Annotated in this window: 12 protein-coding genes; 7 read left to right on the top strand and 5 right to left on the bottom strand. The window is 58.7% G+C overall.

The features are described from left to right. Position 1: 1 nt before the first annotated feature. Both CAURI_RS01480 and CAURI_RS01475 read left to right on the top strand, forming a co-directional pair. Positions 2 to 2,002, top strand: a complete 2,001-nt coding sequence (locus CAURI_RS01480) for a DEAD/DEAH box helicase (RefSeq protein WP_010189855.1) — start codon at positions 2 to 4, stop codon at positions 2,000 to 2,002. Then, positions 1,999 to 3,189: a GIY-YIG nuclease family protein gene (locus CAURI_RS01475; RefSeq protein ID WP_010189856.1), complete on the top strand. Its 1,191-nt coding sequence runs from the start codon at positions 1,999 to 2,001 to the stop codon at positions 3,187 to 3,189. The genes CAURI_RS01480 and CAURI_RS01475 overlap by 4 nt, the downstream gene beginning before the upstream one ends. Positions 3,190 to 3,416: 227 nt before the next feature. Here the strand turns inward: CAURI_RS01475 and CAURI_RS01470 are convergent, their stop codons facing one another. From CAURI_RS01470 to CAURI_RS01455, 4 genes are read right to left on the bottom strand one after another with little or no spacing between them, the layout of a single operon-like run. Continuing rightward, complete coding sequence (locus CAURI_RS01470; protein ID WP_010189861.1) at positions 3,417 to 3,788, bottom strand: hypothetical protein; 372 nt, start codon at positions 3,786 to 3,788, stop codon at positions 3,417 to 3,419. A gap of 47 nt (positions 3,789 to 3,835) precedes the next feature. After that, positions 3,836 to 4,585 carry a succinate dehydrogenase/fumarate reductase iron-sulfur subunit gene (locus tag CAURI_RS01465; protein ID WP_010189864.1) on the bottom strand — a complete coding sequence of 250 codons (750 nt, stop codon included), beginning with the start codon at positions 4,583 to 4,585 and terminating at the stop codon, positions 3,836 to 3,838. After that, on the bottom strand, positions 4,585 to 6,606 hold the full coding sequence (locus CAURI_RS01460) for a fumarate reductase/succinate dehydrogenase flavoprotein subunit (protein WP_010189865.1): 2,022 nt from the start codon (positions 6,604 to 6,606) through the stop codon (positions 4,585 to 4,587). Before CAURI_RS01460 ends, CAURI_RS01465 begins: the two co-directional genes overlap by 1 nt. A 15-nt stretch (positions 6,607 to 6,621) precedes the next feature. Continuing rightward, positions 6,622 to 7,377 (bottom strand): succinate dehydrogenase cytochrome b subunit, encoded by a 756-nt coding sequence (locus tag CAURI_RS01455; protein WP_012714792.1) that lies wholly within the window; start codon positions 7,375 to 7,377, stop codon positions 6,622 to 6,624. A gap of 402 nt (positions 7,378 to 7,779) precedes the next feature. On the opposite strand from CAURI_RS01455, the gene ramB reads away from it, so the two are divergent. Continuing rightward, on the top strand, positions 7,780 to 9,186 hold the full coding sequence (ramB, locus tag CAURI_RS01450; RefSeq protein ID WP_010189867.1) for an acetate metabolism transcriptional regulator RamB: 1,407 nt from the start codon (positions 7,780 to 7,782) through the stop codon (positions 9,184 to 9,186). Positions 9,187 to 9,688: 502 nt separating this feature from the next. On the opposite strand, the gene lpdA is transcribed toward ramB, so the two are convergent. Continuing rightward, on the bottom strand, positions 9,689 to 11,101 hold the full coding sequence (gene lpdA / locus CAURI_RS01445; protein ID WP_010189871.1) for a dihydrolipoyl dehydrogenase: 1,413 nt from the start codon (positions 11,099 to 11,101) through the stop codon (positions 9,689 to 9,691). A 658-nt stretch (positions 11,102 to 11,759) separates the two neighbouring features. Between lpdA and CAURI_RS01440 the strand changes: the two genes are divergently transcribed. From CAURI_RS01440 to rfbB, 4 genes are all read left to right on the top strand, one after another. Further along, positions 11,760 to 13,199, top strand: a complete 1,440-nt coding sequence (locus tag CAURI_RS01440; RefSeq protein ID WP_010189874.1) for an alpha/beta hydrolase — start codon at positions 11,760 to 11,762, stop codon at positions 13,197 to 13,199. Positions 13,200 to 13,237: 38 nt separating this feature from the next. Then, the gene (locus tag CAURI_RS01435; RefSeq protein WP_010189875.1) at positions 13,238 to 14,317 is read left to right on the top strand and encodes an alpha/beta hydrolase; all 1,080 of its coding nucleotides are present in this window, start codon (positions 13,238 to 13,240) and stop codon (positions 14,315 to 14,317) included. An 84-nt stretch (positions 14,318 to 14,401) separates the two neighbouring features. Then, positions 14,402 to 15,760, top strand: coding sequence for a M1 family metallopeptidase (locus CAURI_RS01430; RefSeq protein ID WP_010189877.1), 1,359 nt, complete (start codon positions 14,402 to 14,404; stop codon positions 15,758 to 15,760). A gap of 59 nt (positions 15,761 to 15,819) precedes the next feature. Further along, positions 15,820 to 16,824 (top strand): dTDP-glucose 4,6-dehydratase, encoded by a 1,005-nt coding sequence (gene rfbB, locus CAURI_RS01425; protein WP_010189882.1) that lies wholly within the window; start codon positions 15,820 to 15,822, stop codon positions 16,822 to 16,824. Positions 16,825 to 16,828: the final 4 nt, after the last annotated feature.

Genomic DNA, 16,828 nt, shown 5'->3' with positions numbered 1-16,828 from the left:
CATGGGCAAGCACTCCCGAGACAATCTGGTCAATGTTGAGTACGCGCAAGCAGGAACGTCGGTAAGCACTGATGCTCTTGGCATGCGAGAGATGCAGCGTCGCGTTTATGAGAAACGCGATTCCGAGTACCTTCTGATTAAGGCACCCCCTGCGTCAGGTAAATCGCGAGCGCTGATGTTTGTCGGCCTGGACAAGCTATTCAATCAGGGCCGTAAGAAGGTCATCGTTGCCGTTCCGGAACGCTCCATCGGTGGTTCCTTTAAGAACACGGAACTGAAGAAATTCGGATTCTTCGCAGACTGGGAAGTAAAAGAGGAAAACAATCTCTGCTCACCCGGTAGCGCGAAGAGCAAGGTCGATGAGTTCATTCGCTTCCTCAAAGGCAAGGACGCAATCCTCGTGTGTACTCACGCCACCCTCCGCTTCGCTTTTGAGAAGCTTTCGCCCGAGGACTTCAACGGCACAGTACTCGCCATTGATGAGTTCCACCATGTCTCCGCAGACTTGGAGAACAGCCGCCTAGGCAAGCTCTTACGAGAGATTATGAACGGCTCCGATGCGCACATCGTGGCTATGACCGGCTCCTACTTCCGTGGTGACGCGGTTCCTGTCCTGTTGCCCGGTGATGAGGCAAAATTCACGCCTGTCACCTTCAACTACTATGACCAGCTCAATGGCTACAAGTACTTGAAATCATTGGGCATTGGCCACCACTTCTACCAAGGCCGGTACACCGATACAGTTCACGAAGTCCTTGACTTGGACAAGAAAACCATCGTCCACATCCCCAGCGTTAACTCTGGTGAATCCACGAAGGACAAGATCGAAGAAGTCGGTCTCATCCTCGACGTTATTGGTGAACACGTCGGGGTCGAAGAAGACACCGGCATCATCCTCATGCGCCGCCGCGATAATGGTGAGATCCTCCGCGTCGCGGACCTGGTCGATGACACCGACCAGAAAGCACGTGCGCGAACCTTGCTGTATCTCACCGAGACGGCTTCGGTTGACCGCGACGCAGTGGACATCATCATTGCTCTCGGCATGGCAAAGGAGGGCTTCGACTGGCCTTTTGCAGAACACGCACTGACCGTGGGCTACCGTGCCTCGCTGACGGAGATCATCCAGATCATCGGTCGCGTGACACGCGATTCTGAGGGCAAAACCCACGCGCAATTCACTAACCTTCTTGCTGAACCTGACGCAGCACAGAGTGAGGTCACTGTGTCTGTGAATAACATGCTCAAGGCCATCACCGCCTCCCTGCTCATGGAGCAAGTCCTTGCCCAAAACTTCGACTTCAAGGCTAAGGCTGGTCCCGATGACACAAGCGAGCCGGGAACGCTCAAGATTAAGGGGCTGAAGGAACCATCCACCGACCGCGTACGTCAGATTATTGATACAGATCTGAATGACTTGAAGGCGAAGATTCTTCAGGACGACACATTCGCCCGTGCCGCGATTGGCAGCGTGGATGCCGAGACCACGAACCAGGTCCTCATCCCGAAGATCATCCGCGAGCAGTACCCAGAACTCACCCCGGCAGAAGTCGAAGAAGTCCGCCAGCGCGTAGTGGTTGATTCTGTCATCAAGACCGGTGAAGTACGCGAAGTAGGAGACAAACGCTTCATCAATCTGGCCAACCAATTCGTCAACATCGAAGAACTCAATATCAATCTCATCGACAAGATCAACCCGTTCCAGCGCGCGTTTGAGATCTTGTCCAAGTCCGTGACACCTACGGTGCTGCAGCTCATCGCTGATTCCATCTATGCCAACAAACTCGACATGTCGCTGGAAGAAGCGCTTTCTCTCCATCCACAGATCCAAGCGTGGGTGAAGGCTAACGGGCGAAAGCCACAACACCGCACTGAGGACGCAGAAGAACGCAAACTCGCTGACGCCCTGCTTGTTCTTCAGAAGGCCGCCGGCGAGCGTAAGTCCGCTTTGGCCGCCGAAGAAAACACCGGTTCCGCTACCTCTGAAGGGAACGATGCATGAGCAAGAATATTGAGAACGAGTCTGTAGATCCTTCCGTCCTCGCCCAGCTCGATGCGCTCATTGCCGCAGACACCGATGGCTTGCTCGACCTTCCTGAAAAGCCGAAGCCGGTTACTGACGTAGATCGGCTCACGAAGGCCTTCCGAGAGGTCTCCGAGTTCTACGCCGAGCACGGACGTGAACCGGACCCTGACACAATGAATATTTCGGAACGCAAGCTTGGAGCACGGCTCGTCGGTATCCGTGCCAGTACCGAGAAAACCGAAGCTTTGAAGGATGTTGACGAGCATGGACTACTTACTGCAGTCGAAGCTCCGAGCACGCTAGAGGAATTGCTTGAGTCAGATGTCCTCGGCGTCATAAGCGACATCCCGGACATTTATGACACTTCCACTCTTCCTACGCGCAAGAGTCCTTCCGATGACGGTCAACGCGCAATGAGGGTGAAGTCCTCAGACTTCGATGCCTTCTCGGAGCATTTTCAGGCAAAGCACGCAGGACTTGCGGACGGTACCTGGGGCCTGAGCAAGTTTGCGGGTGAACAAACGATCCGTGAAGGACGCTTCTTCGTCATCAACGGCGTCATGTGTTTCGTTGCCGAAGTCCGCGAGCCCAAAGTTGAGCTCGGTGAAGACAAACCGCGCCTCCGCGTCATCTTTGAAAACGGCACCGAATCATCGATGTACCGCGAATCCCTGGCTAATCGCCTCTACGAAACTGGAGGCCAAGCGCTGACTCGTTCTTCGATGGAAGCGACTGAGATTGGCGACGCTGACGAAGAGACTGGGTACATCTACGTCCTGCGCTCACTCAGCGATAACCCGGATATCGCTAGCTTGGACAACTTGTACAAAATTGGTTTCTCACGTGGCCCAGTAGAACAACGCATTCGCGGGGCTGAAAAGAGTCCGACTTATCTCATGGCGCCCGTCGAAATCGTAGCGAGCTACCGTGCCTACAACCTACGTCCTTCAGCACTTGAGCATCTCTTACATAGAGTATTTGCGTCCGTACGGCTCAACGCCTCGGTCATGAATGATTTGGGCTCTTCAGTTGCCGCAGCAGAATGGTTCTTGGTGCCGCTTGAGGTCATCGATGAAGCCATCCAGCTCATTATGTCTGGCGACATCGTTGACTATGTGTATAGTCCTGCCACCGGAAGGCTGGTAGAAAGGACTGATTCCTAAGCTAGGGATTTCCACGCTTTAGCGTTCGCGTCGCTCCCTACGGCACCATTTGCGCGTATGGCACCGTAGGGGCGTCGCCAAGCGCCTGCTCCCCTCCGCTCCCGCCGCGCCACTCCCCAAACGTCAACAACCCCCACCTCCTCACATGGTCTCCCATGTGTGTTTGGAGGTGGGGGTTGTGGTGGTGTCAGTACAGAAACTTAGGCGTTCAACGTCCTAGGAGGTGCCTAGTTGATGCGGCCGGTTTCCTTGCGGTACTGGCGGTAGTAGCGGCGGCCATACTTGACGGAGCCGACGGCGAGGATGGCAACAACGACGAGCGCGATAGCGCCGACGATGATGTTGATTTGGTAGTCAGCACCAGCGGTGCCATCCGGGTAGAGCCACGTACCGAGGCCCCAGATGAGGATGCCGGCTGCCGGCAGCATCGAGAGGACCAAGCCCATGCCCACCCAAGTGGAGGTGCGCAGCAAAGAAGAGTGCGGTGCACCGTAAGAAACGGGGTCATATCCCTCGATGTAGGAGTCCTGAATCTTACCGGAGAACTCCGGGTAGGTCTCGCTGTGGTGATCAGCAACTGCCGGGTTGAGGTCGCTCATGGCTGAAACTTTCTCTCGTTCCTGTTAATCCTGTGAATGACTATAGCTTAGTCGTCCTTGCCGCGGAAAGCAGCACGTGCACGTTCGCGGGTAACCGCGGAAACCGCGGTCAGCGGCACACCAGCCGGGCAGACGTCGGCGCACTCGCCGTAGAGCGAGCAGTGGCCGAAGTTCTGCTCCAGATCGTCCACCATGTTGCGTGCGCGGCGGCCGCGCTCTTCCTTGCCCAGCGGCATGAGGGAGAGGTGAACCAGCTTGGCGCCGGTGAACAGGTGAGCAGCACCGTTCGGGCAGGATGCCACGCAGGCACCGCAGCCGATGCAGGCAGCGTGATCCAGGGCGTACTCGGAGGTCTCGTGGTTGACGTGCAGGGTGTCAGCGTCCGGAGCGGTACCCGCATCCATGGACACGTAGCCGCCCTGTTCCATGACGTGGTCCAGCTTGGCACGGTCCACGATCATGTCCTTGATAACCGGGTAGGCAGCGGAGCGGAAAGGCTCCAGCTTGATGGTGTCGCCATCCTTGAACTGGAAGAGGCGCTGCTGGCAGGCCGGGGTGTTCTGACCCGGGCCGTGCGGGCGGCCGTTGACCAGGAGGCCACAGGTACCGCAGATGCCCTCACGGCAGTCGGAAGCAAATGCGTACGGCTCCGTGCCTTCCTCAATGAGGCGGTCGTTGACGTGGTCGAGCAACTCCAGAATGGACATCTGCTCGGCGGCGTCGTCAACCTGCACGGTCTCGAACTTGCCTTCTTGCGTCGGTCCGGCTTGACGCCAGATCTCAAGTGTCAGTTTCATTACTTGTAGTTCCTTGTCATCAGCGGGATCGAATCAAAGTACAGCGGCTCAGCGTGGCGGATGAACTCGCCCTCAGCAGCGCCCGGCTCCCAAGCGGAAACAAAGCACCAGTTCTCGTCATCACGCTCGGCCTCGCCGTCCTCGGAGAGGTGGTCCTCACGGAAGTGAGCACCACAGGACTCGTCGCGGTCAAGGGCGTCAATACACATGAGCTCACCCAGGTCGATGTAGTCAGCAACGCGCAGACCGTACTCGAGGACCTGGTTCATGTCGTTGGCGTCACCAGTGATGCGGACGTTAGCCCAGAAGTCCTTGCGCAGTTCGCGCACCTTCTCGATGGCAACCTTGAGGTCCTCAACGTTACGGGACACGCCGCAACCCCAGTAAAGGATGTCACCCAGCTGGCGGTGGTAGTACGCCGGGCCGTGTGGGTTCTGGCCCTGGACGGACATGAGGCGGTCGATGCGAGCCTGAGCGCGAGCGACAGTCTCGTTGGCCTCAGCAGAGTCCTCAGCCAGCTTGGCCTCACCCAGGTGGTGAGCCAGGTAGTTCGGAATGGTGAACGGCAGGGTGAACCAGCCATCAACGGAAGCAGACAGCAGGGAGTTAGCACCCAGGCGGTTTGCACCGTGGTAGGTCCAGGAGCACTCGCCGGCGGCGAAGAGGCCGTCGATGGTGGTCATCTCGTTGAAGTCCGTCCACAGGCCACCCATGGTGAAGTGGCAGGTCGGAGCGATACGCATCGGGGTCTCATAAGCGGACTCACCGATGGCCTCTTCGTACATTTCGATGAGGTTGGAGTAGCGCTCACGAATCTTGTCCTTACCCAGGCGCTCGATGGCGTCGCGGAAATCCAGGTACACGGAGTTGTGCAGCGGACCAACGCCCAGACCCTTGTTGATCTGCTGGGAGATGGCACGGGAAGCCACGTCACGCGGGACGAGGTTACCGAAGGCCGGGTAGCGGCGCTCCAGGAAGTAGTCGCGCTCCTCTTCCGGAATCTCGTTGGCAGGACGGTCATCGCCCTCCTTGATCGGAGACCAGATGCGGCCGTCGTTACGCAGCGACTCGGACATGAGGATGGTCTTGGACTGCCACTCGGAGTTCACCGGCAGGCCAGTCGGGTGGAACTGGATGAATGCCGGGGAAGCCAGGTAAGCACCGTTCTCGTACGCACGCATCATGGCGCCAGCGTTCGAGTTCTTGGCCAGCGTGGACATGTGGTAGACGTTGCCGTAGCCGCCGGTACCAAGGATGACTGCGTGGCCGGTGAAGGCCTTCAGCTCGCCGGTGATGAGGTTACGGGTCACGATGCCGCCGGCGCGCTTCTTGCCACCGTCGGTGTAGGTGATGATGTCCTGCAGGTCGTGGTGAGCGAAGAGCTCCACGTTGCCCAGGCCAATCTGGCGGTAGAGCGCAGACGTGGTGGACAGCTGCAGCTGCTGACCTGTTTGGCCACGGGTGTAGTAGGTACGGGAGACCTGCACGCCACCGAAGGAACGGGTAGCCAGGGTGCCGCCGTACTCGCGAGCGAAGGGAGCGCCAATGGCGTTCATGTGGTCGATGACGCGGATGGACTCATAAGCCAAGCGCCAGCAGTCGGACTCGCGGCAGCGGTAGTCGCCGCCCTTGACGGTGTCCTTGGTGTGGCGGTAAGCGGAGTCGTTATCCACCTTCTTGTGGCGGGAGGAGTTCACACCACCCTGCGCAGCAATGGAGTGCGCACGACGCGGGGAGTCGTGGTAGGTGAAGACCTTCACCTTGTAGCCCAGCTCGCCGAGAGCAGCCGCAGCAGAACCAGCAGCCAGGCCGGTGCCGACGACGATGATTTCGAACTTGCGGCGGTTCAGCGGGGAGACCAGCTCCATGTGGTCCTTCTGGTAGCTCCACATGTCCTTCATCGGGACGCCGTGCGGCTCGTGGGACTCCAGGATGCGGCCCGGCTTAACGCCCGGGACGATGGACTGCGGGTGCGAGAAGTTCGGGTGCTCGCGCTTGAGTTCAGTATTCGCGTTAGTCATGGGTTCAAAACTCCTTTAGCTGACCCAGCCCAGGGCGACGGACAACGGCATAACGATGTTTGCCAGGCACACAACGGCCGGGACGACGTACGCCAGGATGACAAATACCTCGCGCCACTTTGCACCGGTAATACCCAGGTCGGAAGCCGCAAGGCGGATGCCGTGGGTCAGGTGCAGGAAGAGGCAGAGCATGGCAACGATGTAGATGATGGTCACCGGCCAGCGGGAGAAGGTAGCGATCATGTTGGCCTTCACCTCACCATGAGCGAAAGCCTCCGGAGCGATCGGCTGAACACCCATCGTCAGGTCCAAGATGTGGAAGACGATGAACAGGAGCAGCACGACGCCGGTCACCAGCATGGTCTTCGTTGCGAAGGAATCCATGCCGCCCATCAGGTTGGTGCGCTTGAACTTACCGCGGGATGCCTTGGAGCGAGCGGTCAGCGCAAAGGCACCGTAAATGTGGGCGATCACGCAAGCCAGCAAAACGATGCGGATGATCCACAGAAGGTGGCCGCTCGGAATCAGCGGCTCACCCATGCTGCGCAGGAATGCACCGTAGGCATCGAGGGCTTCCTGGCCGTCATGAGCCGGCAGGTAAAGCTTCAAGTTGCCGGCCATGTGTCCCACAACGAAGAGCGCGAAGAACAGACCGGTAATTGCCATCGTCAGTTTCAAAGCCCAGGACGGAATTCCTGGCTTAGGACGAATCGTTTCATTAGTAATACGGCCGTGAGCGAGGGCTTCACGGTCAGGATTTTTTACAGACATGACACCTCCATAGTCGTCCTTACCTTACGCAGAACTTCACGCTGACCACTAGTTATCCCCTTGCTTTGCGCACTCCTTCCCCCTCCTCTGGCCCGCCGAAAGATTCGAGATAAGGCAAGGATCACCTTAGGTGCTCGATCCCTTTTGCCGCTCTACCTTGATCACTTCCCTTTACGCAATATTGACCTTGCGAAAACATTTCACGGATGAGACTTTTGTCACAGGGTGTGGCGCGAGTGACGACCCTACCCCTTTAGGTGTCAAACTTTCGCTTGGTATCCACCCCTCAATGCCCGCCTAGCACCCTGCCAACACCCCCACTTCGCAGCGGAGTTAAAATACTTCACACATTCCTTGCAAAAATATTGTTATGAGTGAAAGGCACTAGGTAACCTAGCTCACATGAGCAAGACATACGTGGGTTCGCGCCTGCGCCAACTGCGCCGCGAACGTGATCTCAGCCAAGCCTCCCTCGCCGCTACGCTGGGGCTTTCAGCGAGCTACGTCAACCAGATTGAGCATGATGTGCGCCCGCTTACCGTCCCGGTCTTGCTGAAAATCACTGAAGCATTTGGCGTTGATGCCACGTTCTTCTCCCGCGATGATGACTCACGCCTGCTGGCAGAAATCCAAGATGTCGTCCAAGACCAGGAAATCTGCCCCTCCCCCGTGGAACTTCAGGAATTGTCCGAGTTGGTTTATAACCACCCCACCGTCGCCCGCACGCTTGTGGATATCCACCGTCGCTACCGCAACATCCGTGACAAGCTTTCGCTCGCCACCGATACCCGCCGCTCGGATGGCAGCCAGGCGCTATCCATGCCGCACGACGAGGTCCGGGATTTCTTCTATGCCCGGCAGAATTACCTCGATGAATTGGATATCCACGCAGAGGGAATTGCCGCGGAACTCGGCGTCACCCCCTTCCACATCCGCGATATTGAGCAGTCGCTGAATGACAGGCTCACATCCCAGCACGGCGTGGAGATTCTCACCACCGACCGCATGGATGGCACACTGCACCGCTTTGACAAGGACAGCGGCACCCTTCGCCTGGCCAGCCGCTTGAGCGTGGGTCAGCGCGCCTTCCGCATGGCAGCCGAGCTGGGATTCCTGGAAGCGGGTGGGCTTATCAGCGACCTCGTGGATGAAGAGCCCTTCACCTCAGATGCCTCAATCAACTTGGCCAAGCGGGGAATCGCCAACTACTACGCCGCAGCCACCCTGCTGCCTTATAACCTCATCCATAGCGAGGCCGAGCAATCCGGGTATGACGTGGAGTACCTCTGCAACGTGTTCGGGGTGGGCTATGAAACGATTGCTTCCCGCCTTTCCACGCTGCAGCGCCCCAACAGGCGCGGCATCCCCTTTACCTTTGTGCGGGTGGACCGCGCGGGCAACATGTCCAAGCGTCAATCAGCCACGGGCGTGCACTTTTCCAACTCCGGCGGCACCTGCCCGCTGTGGAATGTCTACGAATCCTTTTCACGCCCCAACACCATTTCCCGCCAGCTGGCGCAGATGCCGGATGGGCGCAATTACCTCTGGGTTTCGCGCACGGTGAGCTACCCGCAAGGCCGTTTCGGGGATACCAACAAGCTCTTCTCCATCGGCTTGGGCTGCGAGGCTCGCCACGCCAACCGCACTGTCTACGCCCAGGGACTTAACCTCGATGCTCTTTCTTCCGCGACGCCGATTGGCGCTGGCTGCCGCACCTGCCCGCGCCAGAACTGTGCGCAGCGAGCTTTCCCCGCCATCAACGAACAGTTGGTCATTGATGCCCACCGCTCCGCGGTTGCGCCGTACTAACCCACCCCTTGCGGCACGAGCAGTCTGGGCAATCCAAAAGGAACGCTTTTACACCACAAATAACCTTTTTATTGCCTTTTGCGGGGAGAGCTCTCCAGTGTCGGGATGAATTTTTCCGGAGGGCAGATCTCTCCCAGGAGCCCTTTTTACACACCTTGAACTGGTCATTTAAGCCGCTGACAGCTCACATGTATTTCCTTTAAAAAGCTTTGGCATGATTTTGACTATCAAAATTCATAGATTTTCCAGGGTTGAATCTCTTATAATGGAAGATGACCGATATCCCCTATCGAAAGGATTGCTATCATGAGCAGCTTTGCAAACAACTTCCTTGGCCAGATCCAGGGTCTTCTCGTAACCGTTGTTAATGCACCGTTCGTTCTGTCCTCCAAGCTCTTCGGCTAAAGGCAGGAGCGCTACGGCGCTAAAACCAACTCTCCCCCCTCAAACCCTTTCTGGGTTTGAGGGGGGAGAGTTCTTGTTTTGGCTTTTCGCCTTGGCCTTAGAGGTTGATCATGTGGCCGCCGATGCCCTCGGCTGCTTCCTTCATGGCCTCAGACAGAGTCGGGTGCGTGTGAACGTTGCGTCCGATCTCCTCAGCGGTGAGGTCAAAGCGCTGTGCCAGAGTCAGCTCCGGCAGCAGCTCGGAAACGTTGGAGCCCACCATGTGGCCACCAATGAGCTCACCGAACTCGCCGTCAGCGATGAGCTTGACGAAGCCCGCGGTCTCATTGAGACCAGCCGCCTTACCGTTAGCGGAGAACGGGAAGGTGGCAACCTTGATGTCGCGGTCGGCGAACTTCTCGCGAGCCTGCTCCTCGGTGTAACCGAAGGAGGCAACCTGCGGGTTGCAGAAGGTAGCGCGCGGCATGTTCATGTAGTCACCGAGCAGCTGAGTCTCAGCGCCGGCGATAACCTCAGCGGCCACAACACCCTGTGCCTCAGCCACGTGTGCGAGCTGCAGTTTCGCGGTGACGTCACCAATGGCGTAAATGCCCTCTACGTTGGTGCGCATGTAGTCATCGATAGCAATGGCACCGCGCTCGGTGAGCTCGACACCGGTGTTCTCCAGGCCGTAACCCTCGGTGCGCGGGGCGAAGCCGATGGAGACCATACAACGGTCCACGGTCAGAGTATCGGTCTTGGAGCCGTCCTTGGACTCGACCTCGACGGTGACATTGTCGCCGTTGTCCTTGATGGCGGTGGTCTTGTAACCAGTCAGGAGCTTCACGCCAAGCTTCTTGTATTCCTTAGCAATCGCCTTGGAAACATCCTTGTCCTCGTTCGGCAAGACGCGGTCCATGAACTCCACGATGGTCACGTCCACGCCGTAGTTGGCCAGAACATAAGCAAACTCCATACCGATGGCGCCTGCACCAACGATGACCATGGAATCCGGGGCGTCATCATTGAGAATCTGCTCCTCGAAGGACACGATGTTGCCGCCGATTTCCACGCCCGGAAGGGAACGAACGACGGAGCCGGTGGCAATAATGCAGTTATCAAAGGTAACGGTCTTACCCTTGTCATCGCCCTCGGTAATCTCGATGGTCTTGGCGTCCTTGAAGGAGCCGAGGCCATTGATCTCCGTAATCTTGTTCTTCTTCATCAGGTAGTGCACGCCCTTGACGATGCCCTCCGAAACCTTGCGGGAGCGCTTGTGCGCAACACCGAAGTCGAAAGAAACATCGCCGGAAATACCAAAGGCCTTTGCCTCATGGTTGAAGGTGTGTGCAACCTCAGCGTTCTTAAGAAGAGCCTTGGACGGGATGCAGCCCACGTTGAGACAGACACCGCCCCAGTACTGCTTCTCAATAACGGCAACCTTCTTGCCCAGCTGGGCAGCGCGGATGGCGGACACGTAGCCGCCGGGGCCCGCGCCGAGTACTACAACGTCAAAATGTTCATTAGTCACGCTCTACAGGATACGTAACTTTAGGCTCGCTGTCCCACCACCCCCGAACCTGCACCCACTGGACGTTCATAGCTGTCCCGATGCAGGCCTAACGCGCAGAATGCAAACTGGCACAAATAAACCCCTAACCCCCAATGAAGGGGATTAGGGGAAAGAAAGCGGGGCACTACCCCCTGCAGACTTCTTAGAACAGACCCCAGTCCAGGGCAGCCTTCGAGGACGTGGAGGAGCCGAAGTGAGCGATCTGGCCCAGCACCTGGTTGATGGAAACGAGGATGGTGTCAAAAAAGTTCATTCTTCTTCTTTCTGTTGGTATTTGAGCGGCGTGCGCGACTTCACGCGGCACCCCTCCCGCGAGGTCACAGCGATGCAGGCGGCCGCCGCCGAAGGCGGTCTCGGTACCTAGCTCCACTAACGAACGAGACTGTCGTTGCGTTACATAACCCAGGAATAGGCGCGGAAAGATTATGACACGGTTTCAACTCCAATACCACCATTCACTCTAATAACTTGGTATGTTTAATCTCGCTACCCTTATCTTCGGGGGTACTGGATTACCCGTCTATCAGTACTTTTGCCCATTTCAAGGGTGGTCTGTCCGGAGCATCTTTTAAACTTGCCCCTACACTTCCGCTCATCATCAAGAAAGCGAGATTCCATGAAGATTGCGCGCTCTCTCACGACGCTGGCAGCGGCATCAGCCTTAGCCCTCGGCGCCGTTGTATCCCCTATCGCCAGCGCATCCGACATCGACCCGGCTCAAATCCGCGGTGAGGCTACGCCGTCCGACATCTCCGACATCGACCTCTACACCGAGCTCGAGGAGTACCTACCCAAGGATGGGGCCGGCAACCCGACGCCTTCCCGCGAGCAATTTGAGGCTTCCTTCGACAAGAAGGTTTCCTATCCGGACGTCAAGATCAGCAACCTCCCAGAAGAAAAGAAGTGGATGGGCTACGTCTTCAAGTACTGGGATTATCGCCACAAGGTGAAAGCTCTCAATGCCACCGCGCCCGCAATGGATAACCGCGAAGTCCCCCTCGCGGTGATCACCCCGGACGGCAACTTTGATGCTTCCCGCCCCACCCTCTACTTGCTCAACGGTGCCGGCGGCGCCGAGCAGGGCATGGACTGGATTAGTTCCACCATTGCCAAGGATCTTGATCCGGATACGCCGGATGTTCAGGACCTCGTTCACTTCTACGCCAACCGCAACGTAAACGTCGTCATCCCGCAGGCGGGCGCTTTCTCCTACTACACCGACTGGCTGAGCACCCCGGACCGCGGCTATCTCAAGGGTCCCCAGAAGTGGGAGACCTTCCTAACCAAGGAGCTTCCGGGACCGCTGGAGAAGCGCATTAACGGCAACGGCAAGCGCGGCATCGCCGGCATGTCCATGTCTGCTACCTCCTCGCTCGTGCTGGCACAGCACAACCCGAACTTCTACGATGCCATCGGCTCCTACTCCGGCTGCGCTGCTACCTCGACGCCGCTGCCGAACTTCTACGCGCAGCTCACCGTGAACCGCGGTGGCGGAAGCACCGAGCAGATGTGGGGCGCGAAGGGCGGAGACTACAACCGCTACAACGATGGCCTCATCAACGCCACCAAGAACAACATGGGCAATTCCAAGGTCTATGTTTCCGCCAACTCCGGTTTGGCTGGGGCAACGGACTTGGGCTCGTCCAAGATTGAGAGCGCAGGCTCGTCCCAGGCCTTCAAGTCCTCCTCCACCCTCGTGGTTGAGGGCGGCGTCATCGAGGCAGCCATGAACGCCTGCACGCATGACCTGAAGGCAAAGATGGAGCGCGAGGGCGTTAAAGACGCAGTCTTCAACCTGCGCAACACCGGTACCCACTCCTGGCCGGGCTGGTATGACGACATCAACTCCTCGTGGCCGATCTTCGCGCAAGCCTTCAACCTTCCTAAGGATCCCTCCGCACCTGAGGCGGCGACTTATGCAGCAGAAGAGGGCACGAGCGCTAACGAAATGAACGCCGAGGCCGATACTCAGGATGCGAAACTGGATGAGGCAGAGGCAAACACCGAGGCCCCCGCTGATTCCCTGCCAGTAGATACTGAGGCGACCGGGCACTAAGCTCTATTCGCCGTACCAATTATTGAATAAGGAACGTTATGAAGCGTCTTAGCTCTCTCCTCGCCGCCGGCGCGCTCAGCGCCGCCGCGCTGGTCAGCCCCGTTGCGGGTGCTGCCACCCTCACCCCGCAGCAGGTTGCGGGTGACACTGCCCTATCCACCATCTCGGACCTGCAGGTCACCCCGGAGGTGGAGAGCCAAAAGTGGTATGGCAAATACAAGGATGACCCCCGAGTCCTCAAGCTAGAAGCTACGTCGCCGGCAATGAACGGCCGCAGCATTCCGCTGGCTGTCATCTCGGCCAAGAACCCGGACCGCCCGACGGTCTACCTGCTCAACGGCGCTGGTTCCGCTGAGCAGGACTCCGACTGGCTGCACATGTCCGATGCCGTGGACTTCTACGCTGAGAAGGACGTCAACGTAGTGGTTCCGCAAGCAGGCGCTTTCTCCTACTACACCGACTGGTTGGAGGAGCCCAACGGCAAGTACCTCAAGGGCCCGCAGAAGTGGGAGACCTTCCTGACCAAGGAGCTGCCTGGTCCGCTGGAGGAGCGTCTGAACGCCAACAACAAGCGCGCCATCGCCGGCATGTCCATGTCCGCGACGTCCTCGCTGCTGCTTGCTCAGCACAACCAGGGCTTCTATGACGCAGTTGGTTCCTTCGCTGGCTGTGCTGCGACCGCCTACCCCACTGAGTACGAGTTCCTGCGCCTCACCGTGAACCGCGGTGGCGGCCAGCCGGAGCAGATGTGGGGGCCGATGGGTTCTGCCTACAACCGCTACAACGACGCCCTGATGAACTCCGAGAAGCTGCGCGGCACCAAGCTGTACATCTCCTCCGCATCGGGCTTCGCCGGTGAGCAGGATACCCCGTCCTACTACATCAACAAGGGCTACAGCCCGTTGACGGCATACATGGGATCAGCTCAGCTGCAGGTGGAAGGCGGCGTCATCGAGGCGGCCGTTAACCACTGCACCCACATGCTCAAGGCAAAGCTGGATAAGCAGAACATTCCGGCAACCTACAACTTCCGCAACGTGGGCACGCACTCCTGGCCGGGCTGGCGCGAGGACCTGGTGAAGTCCTGGCCCACCTTTGAGGAAGCCTTCAACTCCTAAAAGTGAGCGGAGCACGTCGCGGGTGCGGCGTGCCTGCTCCCCTGGCTTCGGATAAGCCAAGCAGGGCGGTAGGATAGCGGCATTATGAAGCTGCTTTCTACCGCCCTTTCGCATATCTCGTCCGCCCGCGGCCACGCCGCGCCTTCCCGGGATAGCTACACGGGGGTGGATTTTAACATCGGCTTCGAGGTCACCCACTATGACTTGGACCTGGCCTACCGCGTGGAGCCCAACATGCTGCAAGGCGAAGCAGTGCTCCATATTCGTGCGTTGGAGGACTTGGACAAGCTCACCCTCGACCTCGGCGGCGCCATGGTGGCTCGTCGCATCACGGCAAAGCACGCGCCGCGCGTGGCCAAGTTCCGCCTATCCGGCGGGAAGCTGCGCTTGAACTTCGCCGACACAATCGCAGAAGGCCAAGAGTTTGAGCTGCTGATCCGCTATGGCGGCTCACCCCGCCCGCTGCGCACGCCATGGGGTGAAATCGGCTGGGAGGAGACGGATTCCGGCTCCTTGGTGGCTAGCCAGCCCAACGGCGCGCCCAGTTGGTTCCCCTGTGATGACACCCCGTCCGCAAAGGCCACCTACGATATCCGCATCACCGCAGACGATCCTTTCGTGGTCATCTCCAACGGCAAGCTGGTCTCCCGCCGCAGCGCGGGTGGATCCATGACGCGCTGGCACTACCGCGTCAAGCACCCCATGGCCACCTACCTCGCCACGGTCCAAGTTGGCGAATACATTGAGATCCCCCTTGGCGCCAACGTCCGCGCGTGGGCACCGGCCCACCTCAAGCAGGTGGTGCTCGAAGAGTTTTCCCAGCAGCAGGAAATGGTGGATTTCTACTCCGCGCTCTTTGGCCACTACCCCTTCGCCGACTATCAAGTGGTCATCACCGATGACGAGCTAGAGATCCCACTCGAGGCCCAGGGCCTGTCCATCTTCGGCTCCAACCACGTCAAGGGTGATCACGTCTTCGAGCGACTCATCGCGCACGAGCTCTCCCACCAGTGGTTCGGCAACTCCGTGGGACTGATGGAGTGGAAGGATATCTGGCTCAACGAAGGTTTTGCCTGCTACTGCGAGTGGCTGTGGTTCGAACACGCGCATGGCCGCCCGGCACATGAATCGGCGCGCTCGCACTATCAGGTGCTGGCCCGCAAGAAGCAGGACATTCTGCTCAGTGATCCTGGTACGCGCGATATGTTCGATGACCGCGTCTACAAGCGCGGCGCGCTGACCGTGCACGCGCTGCGCCGCCTCGTGGGTGATGAGGCTTTCTTTGCCACGGTGCGGGAGTACCTCACCGCAGCGCAGCACTCGGTGGTGAGCCCGGAGGATCTCATCAGCCGCATGCGCGAGGCAGCGGAGAACCCAGGTGACGTCGACCAGCTCCTAGCCCAGTGGCTGGATAAGCCGGAGCTGCCGCGCTTCCCGCTATAAGTATCGGCCGCATAATCTCGGCAGTCCCGTGAACACTGCATGCTCTAAACTGGGAGACCATGCGCAGACTGCTTGTTACCGGCGGCGCCGGCTTTATTGGTGCAAACTTCGTGAGGCTCGTGGCCCAGCAGCGCCCGGAGGTGGAGATCACCGTCCTGGATAAGCTCACCTATGCGGGCAATCGCGCCAATCTCGACGGCGTGGACGCCGAGCTCGTGGTGGGGGACGTAGCGGATGAGGGGGTCGTCGACAAGCTCGTGTCCCAGGCCGATACCGTGGTGCACTTCGCCGCGGAATCCCACAATGACAACTCTTTGCGGGATCCTTCGCCTTTCCTCCACACCAACATCATGGGTACTTTCGTGCTGCTGGAGGCCTGCCGCCGCCACGATGTGCGCCTCCACCATGTCTCCACCGATGAGGTTTTTGGTGATTTGGAAATTGGCGCAGATACCTACTTCACGGAAGAGACACCTTATAACCCGTCTTCGCCCTATTCGGCCACGAAGGCCGGTTCGGATCACCTGGTGCGCGCGTGGGTGCGCAGCTTTGGGCTGCGGGCAACCATTTCGAATTGCTCCAATAATTACGGCCCCTACCAGCACATTGAGAAGTTCATTCCGCGGCAGATCACCAATCTGCTTCTGGGCCAGCCGGCGAAGCTCTATGGCACCGGCGAGCAGGTGCGCGATTGGATTCACGTGGATGATCACAACGAGGCCGTACTCGCCATCCTGGACCGCGGGCGCCTTGGGGAGACCTATAACATCGGCGCCGACCAGGAGGATACAAATAACCGCCAGGTCATCGAGATGATTTGTGAGCTCATGGGGGCGACGGACAATGGTCAGGCGCGCTTTGAGCACGTGGCGGACCGCCCGGGCCATGACCAGCGCTATGCCATGGATGCCAGCAAGCTGCGCCGCGAGCTGGGCTGGGCCCCGCGCTACACGGATCTGCGGGAGGGCCTGGCCGCCACCATTGAGTGGTACCGCGCCCACGAGGAGTGGTGGCGCGCGGGCAAGGAAGAAGTCGAAGCCAACTACGCGAAGCAAGGACAATAAATAG

This window comes from Corynebacterium aurimucosum ATCC 700975 (assembly GCF_000022905.1).
Lineage (GTDB): Bacteria > Actinomycetota > Actinomycetes > Mycobacteriales > Mycobacteriaceae > Corynebacterium > Corynebacterium aurimucosum_F.
This window is presented reverse-complemented; position numbering and strand designations above follow the sequence as displayed.